Source organism: Sutterella faecalis (assembly GCF_006337085.1).
In the GTDB taxonomy this organism is placed as follows: Bacteria; Pseudomonadota; Gammaproteobacteria; order Burkholderiales; family Burkholderiaceae_F; genus Sutterella; species Sutterella faecalis.
Window position 1 is genome coordinate 1,027,975 of the sequence record NZ_CP040882.1, and the last position, 15,482, is coordinate 1,043,456.

Annotated in this window: 10 protein-coding genes; all 10 read right to left on the bottom strand. The window is 60.4% G+C overall.

Features of this window, described 5'->3' with window-relative positions:
* Positions 1-102: 102 nt before the first annotated feature.
* The 10 genes from FG381_RS04110 to smc all read right to left on the bottom strand — a co-directional run bounded on the left by FG381_RS04110 (position 103) and on the right by smc (position 15,291).
* Positions 103-1,281, bottom strand: coding sequence for an IS630 family transposase (locus FG381_RS04110; protein WP_139687668.1), 1,179 nt, complete (start codon positions 1,279-1,281; stop codon positions 103-105).
* Between the two features lie 443 nt (positions 1,282-1,724).
* A complete protein-coding gene (locus FG381_RS04115; RefSeq protein ID WP_139687669.1) occupies positions 1,725-2,465 on the bottom strand; it encodes an HAD family hydrolase in 741 nt (246 codons plus the stop codon).
* Between the two features lie 34 nt (positions 2,466-2,499).
* Entirely contained in the window at positions 2,500-3,972 is a 1,473-nt protein-coding gene (locus FG381_RS04120; protein WP_139687670.1) for an FAD-dependent oxidoreductase, read from the bottom strand.
* A 1-nt stretch (position 3,973) separates the two neighbouring features.
* Complete coding sequence (locus tag FG381_RS04125) at positions 3,974-4,606, bottom strand: response regulator transcription factor (protein WP_139687671.1); 633 nt, start codon at positions 4,604-4,606, stop codon at positions 3,974-3,976.
* Positions 4,593-6,551, bottom strand: a complete 1,959-nt coding sequence (locus FG381_RS04130) for a PhnD/SsuA/transferrin family substrate-binding protein (protein ID WP_226960386.1) — start codon at positions 6,549-6,551, stop codon at positions 4,593-4,595. Before FG381_RS04130 ends, FG381_RS04125 begins: the two co-directional genes overlap by 14 nt.
* A gap of 135 nt (positions 6,552-6,686) precedes the next feature.
* Positions 6,687-7,205 carry a peptide deformylase gene (def, locus tag FG381_RS04135; RefSeq protein WP_139687673.1) on the bottom strand — a complete coding sequence of 173 codons (519 nt, stop codon included), beginning with the start codon at positions 7,203-7,205 and terminating at the stop codon, positions 6,687-6,689.
* Positions 7,206-7,238: 33 nt separating this feature from the next.
* Positions 7,239-7,988 (bottom strand): S-methyl-5'-thioinosine phosphorylase, encoded by a 750-nt coding sequence (locus FG381_RS04140; RefSeq protein WP_139687674.1) that lies wholly within the window; start codon positions 7,986-7,988, stop codon positions 7,239-7,241.
* Between the two features lie 15 nt (positions 7,989-8,003).
* Entirely contained in the window at positions 8,004-10,211 is a 2,208-nt protein-coding gene (gene ligA, locus FG381_RS04145) for an NAD-dependent DNA ligase LigA (protein ID WP_139687675.1), read from the bottom strand.
* 70 nt (positions 10,212-10,281) lie between these two features.
* Positions 10,282-11,496 (bottom strand): hypothetical protein, encoded by a 1,215-nt coding sequence (locus FG381_RS04150; RefSeq protein ID WP_139687676.1) that lies wholly within the window; start codon positions 11,494-11,496, stop codon positions 10,282-10,284.
* A gap of 234 nt (positions 11,497-11,730) precedes the next feature.
* Entirely contained in the window at positions 11,731-15,291 is a 3,561-nt protein-coding gene (gene smc / locus FG381_RS04155; protein WP_139687677.1) for a chromosome segregation protein SMC, read from the bottom strand.
* Positions 15,292-15,482 lie beyond the last annotated feature (191 nt).

The window sequence follows — 15,482 nt, forward strand, 5'->3', positions numbered from 1 at the left end:
CTCTTTTCCCGGTCAGGCTCAATCACTCCATCGATCGCGTCCAAACGCAGATCGCTTTCACACCAACGGCTGACGGCCTCACAAAGCCTAGTATATCGTTCGTTAATTAAGGCTATTAATTAATTCGTGGACCTCGTCGAGCTTCCAGCGCCAGCGGAACGGCACGGGGTCTTCGTTGGTTTCATCGATCCACTTTGTAATGTGATCCCTCAGCTCATCCTTCGAATTGACGCGAAGCCCGCGCAGGCTTTGACGCGCCATCTTGCTGAAGAATGCTTCAATGAGATTGAGCCATGATGCATGCTTCGGCGTGAAGATGAACTGGAAGCGCCCCTTCCTCGTATCAAGGTAGGCACGCGTTTCCTTCGATGTGTGGATCGAGTGATTATCCAACACAATGAAGATCCGGCATTCATCAGCATACGTCGCATCAATCATCCTGAGGAAGTCGACGAAGTCTGAGCTCTTATGGCGTTCGCGGATCAGACTGTGCACCTTGCCGGTAATCAGATCAATGCCGGCAAGCAGGGAAAGCGTTCCGTGACGACGATATTCGTAGTCGCGACGGGTAAAGCCTTTTCCAGGCTGCGGCGGCCGATCATCATGAATGTTCCCAATTGCCTGAATGCCCGGCTTCTCGTCATAGGAGATGTAGACGGTGCCGTTCGGCTGCGATGAGCCTTCAAGCGTATCAATGAAGCGAAGGTCGATCTCCACGCGCTTGTAAAGGAGAAGGACTTCTCTCGCTTTAGCTTCAAAATCGGGCCCCTTCTTCTCAAGGTAATAGCGGATGCGGTGCGGCTTGATTTCTCCTTCTTCGAGAATTGTCCAGATAGTGGACTTTGAGGCTTTGCCGAGCGATTCGCCATAGCGTTGTTCTTCAGCATGTTTGCGCACGTAGGCGGCCAGAGTCTCCATTGACCAAAGCGCCTGCGTCGGTCCATCCGGCAAATCCTTCGGCGGCGTGCATGCAAGAGAACGCACCCAGGTGCGCGCATCATCGCTGATCGCTGCCGGTCGTCCGCTGCGCTTGAGATCCTCGAGAGCCATCATCGGGCCGATCTGCAAAGCCTTCCGCAGGAAACGGGCGACCGCACTTACCGAAAGCTGAACTTCTTCAGCCAGCTCTTTCTGCGGCTTCCCGCTGGCTGCGCCGAGCAGAATTCGGGCGCGCTGCACCTGGCGATGCTCAGCTGTGCGTGAGTTGGCGATCTGAGTTAGTGAGGCAACCTGCTCTGGAGTGAGTGTCAGAGGGGTAACGACAGGGCGGCCGCGAGGCATGAGGAGGCTCCAGTGAGTGGGATCCTCCAATTATAGCAAAATCGGCTAATTAATGGCTTTATTTACAGAACGATATACTAGAGTTCCGACTCTTCCCCCTAAACTCACAGCACAAAAAAGCCCGCAGAGGCGACTGGAGGGGGATAAATGTGGCGTCCTCTGCGGGAAAGGCGGTGAAGTCGGAGGAGAATGCACCTCTCGGGCCGGGAGCCGGAATCCTCGCGGGAGGAGGCTCGAGAATCGCGAGGGGCTCGCTTTAACCTGGGGGGATTAGGCGGCCGCTACGACCGGGTCACCGCTCACCTTTGATTCTATCCGTAGTTATTCAGTTTTCCTTACAAATCACTCTATAAAAGAAACTCAGAAGCGCTCCTTTAACGTTTTTTTGCGCTCGGGCAATTCCCTTTTCTTCCCTGCGTGTTTTTACTCTTGCCTCCGGGTACTCATCTGTGTACCGAGACCGCTTCTTCCTCAATTGTTCTGAGGATCTCATCGTGATTTTCGTAATATGCAGCGGCATGCCCGCGAAGCACTTCCGCCGAAGTCTCCGAATGGCGCTCGGCAATTACGACGGAATCAATGCCCGCAGCCCTCGCGCCCAGAATGCCCGGGAGCGCATCCTCCACCATGAGGCACTCTTCTGGGCGGGCGGAAAAGTGTTCGAGGAACTTGAAAAATGCTTCCGGGTCCGGCTTCACGTGCGCCACGTCGTCGCGCGTGACGATGAGATCGAAATAGTCTGAGAAAGGCGCAGCGGCGAGAAGCTTCAGGTTCTCCTTTGAATAGGTGTCGATGTTTCTGCGGCGCGTGGTGGTGGCGATGGCAAGCGTCTTCCCGGCGCGCTTCAGAGCTTTAAGAACTTCAGGCGCCCCGGGACGATAGTCGACGCGCGTGCGCAGAAACTCCTGCGCGAGCTCGTAGCGCTGACGATGAATCTCCTCGGGCGTCCCGGGAAGTCCAAAAGCCGCCTTCATGTCCGCCATGTACTTGAGGTATGCGTCCGACCCTTCGCCGTACTTCTTCATGGCGCTCATCCGGAGGTGTCCGGCCTCGTCCTCTGAAATCTGCACTCTGCCGTCCGTGAGGCGCTTCAGGAGCTCCTGATCGACCTGACTCCAGACGCCGAGGGAGTCAATAAGCGTGCCGTCAAGGTCGAAAATGATGATGCGTCGATCGAGAAACATGTTTTGAGCTTCAAGGATGGGGAAAAGAAAAGAATCAAAGAGGCTTCGCGGGACTGCCCTCAGCATGGAGGGCGGCATTTCGTCCGGCAATGCGCCCGAAGACGAAGGCGTCGAGAAGGCCGCTGCCCCCTAAGCGGAATTTGCCATGGAGGCCGCCCGTGGTTTCACCGGCAGCGTAGAGCCCCGGAATCGCCTCGGACGAGAATTCGCTTTTCCTTCTCACCCGGGCATCCGGAAGAACGGCGATTCCGCCGCAGGTGTAGTGCACTTCAAAACGCTCGCGCCCGAAGTAGTACGGGGGCTTCGCAAGATCCTGAAGGAACCGCGTGCGGCCGAATTCGGGATCGATTCCGCTCCTTGCCGCAGCGTTGTAAAGCCTGAACGTCCGCTCGAGGCGCTTCAAAGGAATGCCCATTTTTTGGGCGAGCTCTTCGAACGTTTCCGCGCTGTCGGCAAGCCCCTGCTGCATCTTGGTCGCGAAGGTTGCGCCCTTCACGCTTCTGCTGTCGGTTACCACCCAGAAATCCGTTGTGCCCGTTGCAATCAAATCCGAAAACACGGTATCCCAGGCTGCGGTTTCGTCCGTGAAGCGCATGCCGTCCGTGGTGAGAAAGATTTCGGCTCCGGGGTAGTCGAGCATTCGTCCGCCCCAGAAAGGAATTGCCAGAACGTATTCCATGCCGGTCACCGCGCCGCCCGCGGCGAGCGTCATCCGGATGCCGTCGCCCGTCGCCGGATCTTCATTCATGCGGCCCGGACTATACGTGGTGCCGAGATCGTCCGGAATGTAAGGAGCCCACATCGAGCGGAGCGATAGATTGGCGCCGAATCCGCCTGTTGCCAGAACGACGCTCCGGGCAGAGATCGTCTCCATCCGTCCGTCGGGTGCCTGAACAACCAACGCTTCAACCCCGCCTCCTGCGCCCAGGACAAGACGATCGGCGCGCGTTCGGTATCGAATTTCAACCCCAAGCGCCCTGGCGCGGGCAAGAAGCCGCTGCGTATAAGCGAGCCCGCTCCTCGCGCGCGAGGTTTTGTGCGCCCGGGGGAATACGCCTGAATAAGCCTCATAAAGCTTCGGATCGAACTCAACGCCGATGGATTTGAGCCACGTAATGACGTGCGGACTCTCCTTCACCATCAGTTCAATGAGTTCAGGATTCCCGATCCCGCCGCCCCCTTCGAACGTGTCGCGAAAGAACTGCTCGGCTGAATCCGTTCGCCCCATGCGCTTCTGTCCTTCCGGGTCGAGGGCATTGAGCATCCCGGAACTCACGAGCATGTGGCCGCCTGCAAGCGCCATCTTTTCTACGACAAGCACGCGTTCTGCGCCCGCTTCCCTTGCCGCGATCGCGGCGGCAAAGCCCGCCGCGCCCGCGCCGACCACGACCACATCAGAGGCGCCATTCCCGGGAGCCGGTTCTGCCCGGAGAATCTCCGGGCAAAGGCCGGAGAGCGTGAGGAGACCCAATCCCTGAAGCGCAAGCCTGCGGCGCAAATAAGCCATCTCACCGGCCTCCGTCAGAAAGAAGCCCGGCGGCCTCGAGGGCCTTGGCCATGGCAACGGCCGAACGAACGCCGAGCTTCTTGGCGGCATTGCCGCGGTGAAGCTTTACGGTGGGAAGCGAAATGCCGAGCTTGTCTCCGATCTGCTTGTTGAGAAGCCCCTGCGCGACGAGCCTCGCCACTTCGAGTTCGCGATCGGTGAGCGCCGCCGCTTTTTCAGCAAGGTCCGCCTGTCCGGCGTCGGCCGCGAGGTCTTCAAAGCTCTTCTTCACCGCCTTTTCCACGGCGGCAATGAGCACATCGGGAGCCGCGGGCTTCACCAGGAAATCCATTGCGCCCCGGTGCACGGCCTGCATCGCCATCGGGATGTCGCCGTGGGCGGAAAGAAAGATGACGGGAAGGAGACTCCCGCGCTCAACGAGTTCGGCCTGAAGCTCCATTCCGGTCATGCCGGGCATACGGTGGTCAAGGAGCAGGCACCCGGGCTTTCTCGGATCATCCATCTCGAGAAAGGCCTGAGCGCTCTGGTAGGTCATCACCTCAAAGCCCCCCATGCGGAGAAGAAATGCGAGGCTCTTCAACTGTTCCGCATCGTCGTCGACGATCCGTACAAGGGCTTCCTTAATGTCCGTCATCACGATTCTCCTTTCGGGCGTCCGTACCAGCGGAATCGTCCAGCGCTTCAATCACCGCTTCGGCGCAGATGCCTTCGCGGGGGAGCTGATAAAAGCGCAGCACCCCGCCGTGGCGGTCGGCAATCCCCCGGCAGATGGAGAGCCCGATTCCTAAGCCTTCCTGCTTCACGGAGTCGCCGTATCCGGTGAGCCGCGCAAAGCCTTCTTCGGAAAGTCTGGGCCCGTTGTCGGTCACATGGAGCACGAAGTTCTTTTCTTCTCTCGCGAGCGATACGCTCACGAATCCGTCCGGGCGCACGCTTGCCGCATGAGCGGCATTGCGGATTAAGTTGAGGACGAGTAGCTCAAGTTCAAGGGGATCGCCCAGAACCATTGCCGCCCGGTCGTCAGCGGGATCCGCGGCAAGGTAGCCGCCGGGTGCCGTCATGATCGGAACGCGCCTCGCGTCGTGACGCTCAACAATCAGAATTGCTCGGCGAATGACTGCCGTCCAGTCGCAGGGCTTCAGGGGTTCCGTGCTCTGTCTTGCGTAGCCGCGCACGCGGTTGACGATGGCCGTAATGCGGCCCGTTTCCTCCGCCATGGCGGAGAGCGCCTCTTCGGCGAGCGCCTTGTCGCCGGGCCCTGCGTTCCTTCTCGCATTCCAGATTTTGAGGCCCCCGATGTAGTTCGAAAGGGACGACAAGGGCTGCTTCAGTTCATGCGCAAACATGGAGCTCATCTGGGAAAGGAGCCCCACGCGCTCGATTGCGGAGAGCCGCTCGCGCGAGACTCTCGCCTCTTCTTCCATGCGGTTCTTTTCCGCGAGCGCCGCCTCAAGATCGCGCGTTCTGACGCGTACGAGGTAGCGGGAGCGCACCGCATGAAATGCAACAAAGAGGAAGACCGCAAGCACCATCAGAAGAAGTTCGCTGTGGCGCTTTGCAAAGCCGAGAATCGTCTGCTCGTCGAGATATGCATAGGGACCGTAATGGAGCGCCTGCATGAGGCTTCGCACCTGCGACAAATCCACGCGCGTGCCCCAGCGCCAGCCTTCCTGGTCGGGCATGCTGAAGGCAACTGCGGCCACGCGTCTCACCGCCCCGCTCTCGGCTGCGGGGAGATAACCCACCGTCCAGTCGGGGAGCACGGGCGTGCTCGAGCGGCAGGAACCGGGCGTTCCGGCAAGAACGGCTGCCGGCCGGAAGGCATCCTTGTCGATGAAGCCGGTTTCCACGAGGGTCTCAAAAGTGCATAGGGACACAAGCCCCGCATCCGCGCCGCCCGTCGCCACGGCGTTGAAGACTTCCGGAACATCATGAGGACGCCAGACGGCAGAAGAGAAATACCCTTTGGGCTCGATCCCTTCAGAAACGAGGCGGCCCGCAAGCCACTGCCAGGGGCCGAAGGAAAGGCTGCTCTCCACCGCGATTCTTCCCCCCCTGAGGCTCGCAAGGCTCCCCAATTCCTTTCTTCTCGCATCAACGATGAGGAGTCCCCCCGCGGCCTGGGCTGCGGCGTCGCCGCCCAAGGACCGTTCCCTGACGGCAAGCGGAATGGCGCCGGAATCGTCAATGAGCGAAACCATGGAACCCGCCGTGGAAATGACGAAGGGAATGCGCTCGGCCTTCACGGTCTGCGCAAAGCCGTGCGAGGGGATTCTTCTCACAATCACGCGGCGGTCGGGAAACGCAATGCGGAGCGCTTCGGCGAGGGGCAGCACGATTCTTAAGTACGCCTCGTTCTTTCCGGTTTCCTCAAAGGCAAAGACGAAGTCTCCCGGACGCGCTTCCTCCTGAAGGTTCTCACGGTCACCCACGTCATCAGACGCCAGGTCCCGATACTGCATGCTCCTCACGTCGGCAAGATCAAAGGACGCCCCGGAAAGGGCGTCGGTCGGCGCGGGCTCAGCTGGAAGGGGCGCCGAAAAAACGCCCCCAAGCGCAAGAGCGAAGAGAAGAGTCAATCGGGGAAAAAAAGGTTTCATTGCGCAGAATGGAAGGACAGCGTGCGCCGGAATGCGTTAAGAGCTCCGCAGAAAAAGCTTAGCAGAGTTGTCCGACGGGAAAAGCGCCGCGAGGAGCGCGCTTCACGCTTCGCTTCACCGCCTCTCTTCGGGAAAAAGCGCGTCCGTGTAGCCGAAATTCGTCCAGTCGGTGACGCGCATGGGATAGAGAATCCCTTCGAGATGATCGAACTCATGCTGCACGACGCGGGCATGAAAGCCCTCTGCCTCGCGCTCTATCCGCTCGCCCTCGAGCGAATAGCCCGCATAGCGAATGCGCTTTGCGCGCGTCACCATGCCCTTGAGTCCGGGAAGCGAAAGGCAGCCTTCCCAGCCGTCCTCAGTTTCGTCGCCCAGAAACTCAATCGTCGGATTGATGAGCACCGTTCTCGGCACCCCTGCGTTTCTGCCTCCGGATCCCTCCTCGAGCCCGAAGCAGATCACCCGTTCGCTTACGCCGATCTGCGGCGCCGCGATGCCGATGCCGCCGTCCGCAGCCATGGTGTCCCAGAGGTCGGCAACGAGCGCCCGGAGCCGGGGACTCCCGAAGTCCCTCACGGAAAGGGCGTGCTCGAGGAGCCTCGGATCTCCCATATGCAGAACGTCTCTCACCATTTCCCAGGCTCCTCTGCCGACCCTTTTCCTCAATTATTCGGAAGCGTTCGCGCGAAGCGCTTCGCGCACCACATCCACCGCGGCGCGCACGCCCCGGTCGACGATTTCCTTCAGCGACTCGAATTCAATCTTGCGGTGAGATTCCCTCAGGCCCGCAGCCGAATTCACTGATACGCAAAGCGCCCCGTAGGGAAGATCAATTTCCCGGGCAAGCGCGCACTCGGGGTAGAGCGTCATGCCGATCACATTGGCGCCGTCCCTTTGGAATCTGCGCACTTCGGCAGCGCTCTCAAGCCTCGGCCCCTGAGTCGTCGCGTAGACCCCTCCTTCGACAACCCCGTGTCCGCTTCTGCGCGCAGCGCGAATGAGCGCCTGCGAGAGGCCCTGATCAAAGGGGTACGTGAAGTCGATGTGCTTCACGCCGGCCTCCGGCGAATCAAAATACGTGTGTTCGCGCCCCCAGGTGTAGTCAAGGATCTGGTCGGGCACCATCAGCGTGCCCGCTGAAAGCGCTTCCCCGATGCCGCCCACGGTGCCGACGGCAATGATGCCTTCGGCGCCCGCGGCCTTCAGCGCCCAAATGTTGGCGCGGTAGGGAATCACATGGGGCGCAAACTCATGCTTCACGCCGTGCCGGCGCAGAAAAATGAGCGGCACGCCGCCGAGCTTGCCGATGATGAGCGGTGCGGCGGGCTTTCCCCACGGGGTATCAACCTCAATTTCCTCGGCATCCGTGATGATGCCTTCTTCTTCAAATCCGGTTCCGCCGATGAGCGCAAGCATTCTTTTCCATCTCCATTAAAGGGGTGTGCCGGCGAGGAGCTTTTTGAGCTCCTCTTCGCCGATGACGCGGATGCCGAGTTCCTCGGCCTTGGCAAGTTTGCTCCCGGCTTCCGTACCCGCCACCACGTAGTCCGTGCGGCGGCTGACCGATCCCGAGACGCGCGCGCCCTGGGCCGTGAGAAGGTCCTTCGCTTCATCGCGCGTGAGGGTCGGGAGCGTTCCCGTCAGAACAAAAGTCTTTCCGGCAACAAGGCTTTCCGCGGAGCGCTTCTCCACTGCCGGCCAGTGAACGCCCGCATGAATGAGCGCCTCAATGACGGTCCGGTTGTGAGGTTCCCGGAAGAACGCGTGAATGCTTTCCGCAATCACTTCACCCACATCCGGGACAGTAAGCAGCGCATCAACCTCGGCGCCTTCAAGTGCATCGAGCGTTCCGAAATGGTTGGCGAGAGCAAGCGCCGTGGCTTCGCCCACATGGCGGCAGCCGAGGGCGTAAATGAAGCGGGCGAGCGTCGTCGATTTGGCCTTCTCAATGCTTGCAAGAAGGTTCTCAGCCGCCTTCGGCCCCATGCGCTTAACGGGCTTTGGTGTTCCGACCGTTGCCTGAATGGGTGCCGTCAGGTCTTCGGCTTTAAGCGAAAAGATGTCGGCAGGCGTTTCAACGAGCTTTTCGTCGACGAGCATCTCAACGATCTTTTCGCCCAACCCGTCGATTCCCATCGCGCGGCGGGAGGCGAAGTGCACGATCGAGAGCTTCATCTGCGCCGGACAGAAGAGACCGCCGGTGCAGCGCATGTCCTTTTCTTCTTCGTCCCGAATGACGGCGCTCCCGCAGACGGGGCAGACCTGGGGCATGCGGAAGGGCACTGCGTCCTTGGGACGACGCTCCTTCACGACGCGAAGAATTTCCGGAATCACGTCGCCCGCCCGGCGAACCACCACGGTGTCCCCGACGCGAAGGTCGAGCTCCTCGGTAACGTGATCTTCGTTATGGAGCGTCGCGTTCGAGACCGTCACGCCGCCGACATAAACGGGGGCCAGGCGCGCAACGGGCGTCAGGCGCCCCGTGCGGCCGACCTGAACGTCGATCCCGAGAACCTGCGTGAGGGCTTCCTCCGGCGGGTACTTGTGCGCGCAGGCCCAGCGGGGCTCGCGCGCGATGAAGCCGAGCTCGGCCTCGAGCTCAAGGCTGTTGACCTTATAGACAACGCCGTCGATTTCAAAAGGAAGGTCGCCTCGCATCCGGAGGACATCCTCGTGAAATTGCGCAAGCGCCTCTGCACCATGGACGACGCGGCGCATTTTGGCGACCGGGAACCCGAGCGACTCGAAGCGGTCGAGCACCGCGCTCTGCGTATCTGCGAAATGTTCAGAACATTCGCCGAGCGAATAGGCATAAAAATGAAGCGTCCGCCTGGCGGTAATGCTGCTGTCGAGCTGCCGGAGCGACCCGGCAGCGGCGTTTCTCGGATTGGCGAAGAGCTTTTCGCCTTCCGATTCCTGGCGGGCGTTGAGCGCCTCGAAGTCCTTCTTATGCATGATGCATTCGCCGCGGACTTCAAGCACCTGAGGATATTTCCCGGAGAGCTTCAGAGGAATCGAGCGGATCGTGCGGACGTTTTCCGTCACGTCCTCGCCCACGGAGCCGTCGCCGCGGGTGGCTGCCGAAACGAAGACGCCAGATTCGTAGCGCAGAGAGAGCGCCAGTCCATCGAACTTCAGTTCGCAGTCGTATTCAACGGGAGGATCGGATTCCGTGAGACCCAGATCATGACGAACGCGTTCGTCAAAGGCTTTCGCGCCTTCGCTTGAAAAGTCCGTTTCCGTATGAATCGAGAGCATCGGAATCTTGTGGGAAACCTTGCGGAAGCCCTCACGCACGGCGCCGCCCACGCGAAGAGTCGGAGACGTGGGACTCTTCAGCTTCGGAAAGCGCGCTTCAAGGGCTTCGAGCTCATTCCAGGCGCGGTCGTACTCCGCATCCGGCACGCTCGGCGCATCGAGCACGTAGTACTCGTAGCTCCAGCGCTCAATCTCCGCCTCGAGCTCCGCCATGCGTTCGCGCGCTTTTTCGGGTGGCACTGCGGCAGCCGCCGCCTTCGCGCCGAAGGGGTCGGAATCGGCAGGAAGCGGTTCAGCAGGGGCGGACTTTTTTTGGACCGCAGGGGTCTTCGTCGGCGCCGAAAGAGGCGCCGCTTCGGTCTCGTCAAAAAGAGAAGTCATGGCAACAGAAAAATATTAAAAAAGAGCGCCCGGGGATGCATTCCGCCGGACGCTCTGCTTGGATCTTCACTCAGCGGGAGAAAAGAAGCCGCGCGCGGTTGGATCCGGGCTCCACGCCGTTTTCCGTCATGAGCCTGCCGTGCGCCTCGGCCTGTTCGGCAATCAGCATGGCGCCGCCCGCATCGACCGGGTGTTTGGAGCAGTCGCTCCAGCGGCTCTTCAGTTCTGCAGCGAGATGATTCGCGAGCGCAAAGTAGCGCTTCAAATCACCGCGGGCGAGGTTTCCGAGCGGAAGATCGTAGGTGAGAACCAGCGTATCCGTCCCTTCGGGACCAAAGGCGAGCGATATCACCGGATCGCGCTCTGACGGATCAAAGCGAAGCTCCCAGCAGCCGCTCGACGACTCGAAGCCTGCCTTCTGGGCCGCCTTTGAAACGGCTTCGAGATCAAAGGGATGTTCCGGATCAACGGGAGCAATCACGACTTCAATCTTGCGGTCGAAATAATTGATGAAGTTCTTGAGGGTTGCCGAGCGAAGCACCGCCTGGCCGGGCTCAAGTTCGCGGCGAATCACGACGTTGTTCTGCGCCGCCGACTGCTCGAGCACCTGATAAAAGCGCGACGCGCCCACTTCATCGAGCTTCGCGGCGCGGTTGGCGAGCACCATGGAGGCCACAACGTGACGCGCCGGGAAATGAAGTTCCTCGGCTTCGTAGTAAAGGCCGTCCTTCGACGACTGGGCGAAGACGCGCACCAGAAGCGGAAGATTGAGGCGCGCGAGCTCGAGCTTCAGGCTCTTGACGCCGCCCAACGCAAACTGCATGCCGTCAACAGGGGCGATGTCGAGAATCCATTCGATGGCGGAATCAACCGGCGGCACCGCACGGCTTCTGGGATCCGCTGGCACCTCCGTTTTTTCAGTCTTCGCCTCCTCGGCCTTTGCTTCCTCTGCCTCCTCGCGCTCCAGTTCGGCATAGATCGGAGGTTCTTCCGTCGGCGTCGGAATCTCGTTCTCATCAAGGAGCCGCCCCAGAGTGGGATCCGCCTTGATGGTGCTGCTGAGCTCGCCATCGGCAGCCTGACGCGCGCGTTCCGTCGCCTGAGCGATGAGATCCGGCTCCACCCGCGGTTCTGTACCCGCAAGTGCGTCGGCAGTCTTCACGGAGCGAAGCTTGCCCCCGGATTCCCGGGCGCGCTTTTCCTCGCGCTTGGATCGCAAGAAAATCAGGCCGACCAGGATGCCGGCAATAAAAATGATGGGTATCAGGATCTCAAGCGATTGCATGACGTGAGTCCGAGGGAAGAGGACGAATAAGCCGCCCGGTTGGTGAAAGCGGCGCTTGGCTGATCATTCTACCTACCGAAGAGGTATGCGAGCGGAGAAAAATTGTTCCTTATCTTGAGGAAAAAGTCCTGCAAACTTCCCGGGCTTCTCATGCGCATCTCACAGTTTGATTGGTGAGTGCGAATGCCGGAAATTTCGTCATTCGGCCCGGGATGCGGCACCAGGACCGCATCCTCAGCCGGAGGTTTTCCTTGCTGCCGCATCCGCCTTTGCAATTTCAACGGCTTCATTCACGTCGACGCTCACAATGCGGCTCACGCCCGGCTCCTTCATCGTCACGCCGATCAAAACGGAAGCGTGCTCCATCGTGACGCGATGATGCGTGATGACGAGGAACTGCGTCGCCTCGGAGAGCCCGATGCAGAGCCTCGCGAGGCGCCCCTGATTGGCTTCGTCCAGCGGCCCGTCCACTTCGTCGAGAAGGCAGAATGGCGCGGGGTTGAGTCTGAACATCGCAAAAATGAGCGCAATCGCAGTAAGCGTATGCTCTCCGGTCGAAAGCTGACTGAGCGTGGGATTGCGCTTTCCCGGAGGATGCGCCGACATCTCCACGCCTGCCGTCAGGATTTCGTCGCCCACAATTTTGAGAGAGGCGTCACCGCCGCCGAAGAGCAGCCTGAAGGTTTCGTCGAACCCGGCATTGACCTTCTCAAAGGTCTCCCTCATGCGCGCACGCGTTTCCATGTCGATGCGGCGAATTGCGTTTTCAAGGGTCTCTACTGCCTTCGCAAGATCATCCATCTGGGCGGCAGCGAGCTTCCACGCGTTTTCCGCAGCCTCGAGGTGCGCGAGCGCTGCATGGTTGACGGGACCCAAAGCCGCAATTTCGTTCATGAGACGCGAGACTTCATTTCTGACGGCCGTAACCTTCATGCCGCGCTCAATCGCAATGACGCGAAGTTTTTCAGCCTCAACGCCGAGTTCATCAAGGCGTGAAGAGAGCTGACCGAGAAGCGTCGCCTTTTGTTCGGCCGTTCCGCGAAGGACGCCGACTTTTTCCGTAAGGGGAAGAATCTCGGCATTGAGGGTCTTCATGAGCCGCAGATTTTCTTCCGTGCGGCGCTTGGCCTCCTGAAGCCGACCCTGCGCGTCGCCTGCAGCCTTTTCAAATTCAGCGCTTTTTTCGAGAAGTTCTGCCGCGCCTTTTTCGAGAACATTCTGATCGTCCTCGACGAGGCTTTTCCTCGCCTCTGCGAGACGCGCCTTCTCTCTCTCGATGTCGCTCAGAATTTCGCTTCCGCGACGCTCGGCCGTTTTCAAGGCTTCCTGCGCCTGGCTGATTTCGAGCTTCTTCATGGCGGCGCGATGGATGTTTTCCGTTTCCTCGCGTCGAATCTCAATCAGCCGGTCCTGAGTACGCCCGTGCCGGGCTGCGGCTTCGCCCGCCGCCCGCTCGGCGCTGTCGAGCTTTTCCGCAGCCTCTTCGGCCAATGCGAGGGCCGTTTCGGAGCGTGCCGAAACCTCCTCGTACTCTGCTTCAAGCTCCTCGCGGGAGCGCTTGAGATCTGCTTCCCGCCTTTGAGCGGCTTCAAGCTCCGCACGGGCATCGCGCGCTTCGAGCGTGAGCTTCGCGAGGCGCCGCTCCGCTTCCGACTTCTTTACCTGGAGCGATTCGGCTTCACGGCGGGCGCGTGCTTCCGCGTCGGAAGCCTTCTGACGCTCGTCGTCGGCCTCCGCCACCTCGAGTTCAAACTCATCGATCCGAGCCTTCAATTCCCGGATCTCTCGACCGCGCGACAAGAGCGCCAGCCGCGGATCCTCCGCCGCCCAGAAGGTCACCGTGGCATTCGTCACGATGTCGCCTGCGGGCGTCACGAAAAAGTGCCCTGCCGGAATCTTCTCGCGCTCGCGAAGCGCTGAGGCCAGATCGGGCGCAAGCGCGGCACCCGAACACCAGGCATCGATTGCGGCGCGCGCTGCCGGATTTGACGCTTCAATTTTCGACTTGAGAAGCTCTACGGGCCTCCCGCCCAGCTCCCAGCCGCCGGTCTTCTCTGCACCTCCCGAAGACGAGGGAGCGGCAAAGGAAAGACGCGCAGGAGGACGGCGATGCGCGAAGTCGGCGGCCGATCGCAGATCCCTCAGCAGAAACGCCCGGGTTCTGTGTTCGAGCACGGCTTCGAGCGCCGTAATGAGGTTGTCGGGCACTTCAATCGCGTCCGCGAGCTCCGGAAGTCCGTCGATGCCGGCATTTTTGAGCCATTCCGTCAGCGCATCCGCATTCAAAGCCTCATTCTGAATTTCTTCGAGCGTCTGAAGCTTCGCGGTCCGGGACTTCAATTCCGACAAGCGTGAAAAATAGAATTCGCTTCGCTCTGCGGCGCGTTCCCGGGAAAGTTCCGCGCGTTCGAGCGCTTCCTCGAGCATGGCGGCGAGCTCTTCGGATTCCTCCTGAAGCCCGCTCAATTCGTCGGTAAGCGCCTCAAGGCGTTCGGGATTCGGACGGGAGACATTCTTTTCCTCTTCGCCCAAGCGCTTCAGACGGGCTTCCAGTTCCCGCACGCGTTCCTTTTCCCGCGAGAGTTCCAGCTCCTTCAGCCGTTCCTCCGTACGGGCGTCGGCAAGCACCCGGCCGGCGGCTTCCGAAGCCTCCCTCGCCGCGCGTTCGGCCTCTTCCGCTCGATCGAGCTCCTCCTGCCTCGCTTCGTTCATGGCTTCGAACTCAGCGAGGTCCTCCCCGAGCATTTCAATCCTGCCCGCACGCTCCTCGTTTTCGCGCTGAAGGTTTTCAAGCGCCTCTTCTTTGAGTGCGATCTGCTTCTCTGCTTCCTCGCGATCGTGCTCGGCCTTTCGGCGGCGCTCAACGAGGCGGCTCATCTCGCCCTCCAGCCGCGCAAGCTCCTTTTCAGCATTCTGGAAATCGTTTGATATCCGCTGATATTCGGCATCCGCCCGACGTTCGTCAGCCGTCAGCGTTTCCTGAGCGCCTTCGCACTCTTCGATCGCCCGACGCTTCATTGCAATGTCGTTTTCCGTGCGGACGATATCCGCTTTCGCAGCATCGGCCTCATTGCGCGCCGCTTCGCACTGGAGGAAATACCAGAGGGCTTCGGATTCCGTCTTCTTTTTGTCGAGCTCAATCCAGCGGGCGGCGGTTGCCGCTTCGCCTCTCAGGCGCTCGATTTCCTCGGAGCGCATGGTCTGAAGATCTCCAGCACGCTCGAGGTTTTCCCGCGTTTCCTTCAAGTGCGACTCAGTTTCGCGCCGGCGCTCCTTATAGAGCGAGACGCCTGCGGCTTCCTCAAGGTAGACCCTCAGCTCCTCAGGCTTTGCAGACGTAAAGCGTGCGATCATGGCCTGAGAGACGATTGCGTAGCTTCTCGAACCGAGACCGGTGCCGAGGAAGATTTCCTGCACGTCGCGCTTTCTCACCTGCTGATGATTGATGTAGTAGGCGGAAACGCCTTCGCCCGTCACCACGCGGCGGATGGAGAGCTCTTCATACTGCCCCCAGGGGCCCTTCACGGCATGGTCGGAATTGTCGAGCACGAGCTCGACGCTCGCGCGCCCGAGGGGTTTTCGCGCGGCAGAACCCGCGAAGATGAGTTCGGCCGCCGCTTTGCCGCGCAGCTCGCTCCCGCGCCCTTCGCCGAGCACCCAGCGCACGGCGTCGATGATGTTGGACTTCCCGCAGCCATTGGGCCCCACGATCACGATGTAGGGGGCGCGGATGTCGATCACGGTCGGATCCGCAAAGCTTTTGAAGCCGGCTATTTTGATCTGGCGCAGGCGCAACTTGAAGGGACTCCTCTTGCTGGGTCAAAGGCAGAAAAATGAAGGGCAATGCGGCCTTGAGAAGATGCGGCCGGCGGATCCGGTATTTTCGCGCACTTCATGCACTTTTAGGAGTCCCGTCCCGGACGCTCTCTATAATGCGGCCGAACGCAATCATCCGCCGGAAAGGCTATTTGCCGGATTCCGGAATT